Raw genomic sequence first — 2902 nt, 5'->3', positions numbered from 1 at the left:
CCCCAGGTCGTGCCGGAAGGACACCTCCCCGGCCGCGTCCTCGCCGGTGGGCACGAAACCCAGCGACGGGTAGAGCCCGCGCACCTTGCCGTTCTTGGCGGTGGGCCGGAAGCGGGCGTGCACGGCCGGCGCCCCGGCCCGCCGGGCGCGCTCCAGCACGGCGGCCAGCGCGGCCTGTTCGATGCCCCGGGCGAAGACCCGGCAGCTCAGCAGGGCGTTGTCGATGTGCCAGCCGTCCTGGGCCGTGCGCACCAGGACCAGGCCCACCAGCCCGTTGTCGCCGAACCGGTCGGTGGCGCGGACCGCGAGCACCAGGTGCCCGTCCGCGTCCATCCGGGCCCGGACGTCGGCCGCCTGGAGCCGCTCGGTGGTGAGGTTGAACTGGTTGGTGCGCAGGGTGATCTGGGAGGCCCTGGCCACCTCGTGCTCCCGCACCGGCGAGAGCGAGACCCGCACGTCGAGCCGGGCCAGGTAGTCCTCCATCGAGCCGGCGCCGTCCAGCAGGTCCTGCCGGGCGGCCTCGGAGCGGTACTGGTCCGCGCGGACCCGGTCCTCCGCGGTGAGCGCGGCCACGTCGAACCAGCCGTCCGCGAGCAGCCGCTCCACGTGCAGGGCCGGCTCCTCGTCCAGGCGGACGACGGCCACCTGGGGCAGGCTGCTCGCGACCAGCCCGCACTCGAACGGCGAGTCGTCGACGAAGACGAAGCTGTCCACGCCCAGGTTGAGCCGGCGGGCGATGTCCAGCAGATTGCCGTCCTTGGGCTCCCAGTTGGCGTTCACCCGGACGAAGTCGCCCTCCCGGAGCACCATGTCGGGGTGGTCGCGCAGCACCCCGAGCACCGCCTCCTGGTCGTTCTTGCTGGACACCGCCAACAGGACGCCCTGGGCGCCTAGTTGGGCCACCACCTGCTGGAAGCGGCCGAACGCCTCGCCCCGGTAGGTGGTGGCCGCGGCGATGCCCTCCGGACCGTCGTCGCCCAGGATGCCGTCCCACAGGGTGTTGTCGAGGTCGACCACCAGCACCTTCCTGGCCCGGCCGCGCAGGCCGCGCACCAGGTGGCCGACCTCGCGGGCGTACGCCGCGAGCAGCTCCTCGCCGAGCTGCGCCTTGGCGTAGGCGGCCAGCCGGGGCTCGTTCACCGGCCCGCCCGCGGCGACCAGCGGGTCCAGGTCGACCACGCGCACCCGCTCGTGGTCCAGGGCGATGCGCAGCAGCCCCGCGTTGAACTCCCGCCACGCGATGCCGATCCGCGCCCGGGAGCGCGCGTCGACCAGCTGACGGGTGTGGACGGGCAGCAGCGGCACGGTGTTGAGCACCAGGGTGCCGGTGCCGTGCCCGACGTAGCGGGCGGCCAGCGCGGTCAGCAGGCGCAGCTTGGCCGCGACCGCGTCCTCCAGGTCCTCCGCCCGCCAGGGGTGCGGCAGTTCGTCGAACACCAGCTGGGCGTCCAGCACGCACAGGGCGAGGTCCACGCCCGCCGCGTACAGCTCGCTGCCGGTGTCCTGCAGGTCCCGCAGCCAGGAGCCGTAGTCGGCGGTCGTCGCCTTCGCCACGAAGCCGTGGCGGGCGAGCTCGGCGGTGAGCGGGGCGGTGAGGGCGCCGAGCGTGGAGTGGCCGGTGACGGCCACGCCGACCGCCTCCAGCCCCTCGTGGCGGGCCAGCACCTCGGCCGGGTCGAGCCGGGCCAGCAACTGCCCGGCCCGGGCCAGGTCCCGCCCGGACGTCCCGGCCGGCGCGCCCGCCGCCAGTTCGGCCAGCAGGCCGGGCACCTGCGGGTACTCCTCGGCCAGCCGCCCCTCGCCGTGCAGGGCGCGCAGCCGGTCCAGCGGGCCGGTCCGCTCGCCGGTGGCCGTGTTCACAACCGCGGTCACGGTCTCTCCTTCGCTGCCTCTGATGGACGCGCCGAGCCTGCGCGGACCCTCTTAAGGCGTCCTTGCGCGCAGGCCGGGGCGCAACGGCCGCTCCCGGGCCCGCGACGTCGTGTCGCCGGCCCGGGAGCTGGTGGTGACGGTGGTGTTCAGCGGCCGGCCGGCGCTCCGTCGCGCTCCGGCGCCTGTCCGGGACCGGGGGCGTTCCCGGCCGTCCCGGCCTGTTCCGCGGCCTGTTCCACGACGGCCGGTTCCTCGGCGGCCCGGCGGCGGCGCAGGCGGGAACGCACCCAGAAGGCCGCGCGGACCACGACGGCGATGATCGCCGCGGAGATCACCGGATGCCCCGGGGCTGGACGTGACGCATGGCAACTCCCGCTCTGCTGCTGGGACGGGGGACGGGTCGGGCCTCAGGCCGGGTCGGTCGTCCGCCCCGCGCGCAGGGCGGAGACGACGTTCCACAGGCGGTCCGGGGTGGAGAAGGTGTCGCTCACCAGCTCCCCGTCGGGGATGCCGATCCCGTACAACTGCTCCACCTGGACGAGGAGCTCGACCATGGCGAGCGAGTCCAGGCCCGCGGCGCGCAGGCTGGCGTCACCCGTCAGCGGGCCGCGGGCGGCGAGCCGGGGCAGGGTCTGGAGCAGCAGTTCCTCGAAGGCCGTGTCCCACGGCCGGTCCTGGCGGGTCTCGTCGGTCATGGGTGCTACCTCCGTGCGGTGGATGGGTCGGTGGTGCGGGCGGCGCCGTCGCCGGGCTCCAGGGCCCGGCGCTGCAGCGCCAGCCGGGTCGCGGAGACCACGCGGTCGCCGTCGACCAGCACCTCGGCCGGGGCCCGGTGGCCGAGGAAGCCGAGCAGGCTGGCGGTGAGGCCGTACGCGCCCACGTTGGGGACGGCGAGCAGGTCGCCGGAACGGACCCCGGGCAGCTCCACGGCCCGGGCCAGGATGTCCGCCGGGGTGCAGAGCGGACCGGCCAGGGTCACCGGCTCGGCCGGCTCCCCGGCGGCCGGGGTCCGGGCCGGCCCGGTCGGCTG

The 2902-nt window shown here is 75.7% G+C and carries 3 protein-coding genes and 1 pseudogene; all 4 read right to left on the bottom strand.

Going from position 1 to position 2902, the window contains the following annotated elements:
* Positions 1 to 1872, bottom strand: a 1872-nt coding sequence (locus ACIQOV_RS35550) for an HAD-IIIC family phosphatase (RefSeq protein WP_401054956.1), incomplete at its 3' end; no start/stop codon positions are given.
* Positions 1873 to 2018: 146 nt separating this feature from the next.
* Positions 2019 to 2207: a hypothetical protein gene (locus ACIQOV_RS35545; protein ID WP_401054955.1), complete on the bottom strand. Its 189-nt coding sequence runs from the start codon at positions 2205 to 2207 to the stop codon at positions 2019 to 2021.
* A 72-nt stretch (positions 2208 to 2279) separates the two neighbouring features.
* On the bottom strand, positions 2280 to 2567 hold the full coding sequence (locus tag ACIQOV_RS35540; RefSeq protein ID WP_401054954.1) for a phosphopantetheine-binding protein: 288 nt from the start codon (positions 2565 to 2567) through the stop codon (positions 2280 to 2282).
* A gap of 5 nt (positions 2568 to 2572) precedes the next feature.
* Positions 2573 to 2902: pseudogene (locus tag ACIQOV_RS35535) on the bottom strand (type III PLP-dependent enzyme); the annotation flags it as partial.

The sequence above is a fragment of the Kitasatospora sp. NPDC091257 genome (genome assembly GCF_044757675.1).
GTDB classification, from domain to species: Bacteria; Actinomycetota; Actinomycetes; order Streptomycetales; family Streptomycetaceae; genus Kitasatospora; species Kitasatospora lactacystinica.
The sequence above is the reverse complement of the archived record's forward strand: the minus strand, read 5'-3'. Positions and strand labels throughout refer to the sequence as shown.

Bases quoted from the DNA above. Each gene is read 5' to 3' on its own strand.
- ACIQOV_RS35540 (WP_401054954.1), bottom strand. From the start codon at position 2,567: ATGACCGACGAGACCCGCCAGGACCGGCCGTGGGACACGGCCTTCGAG.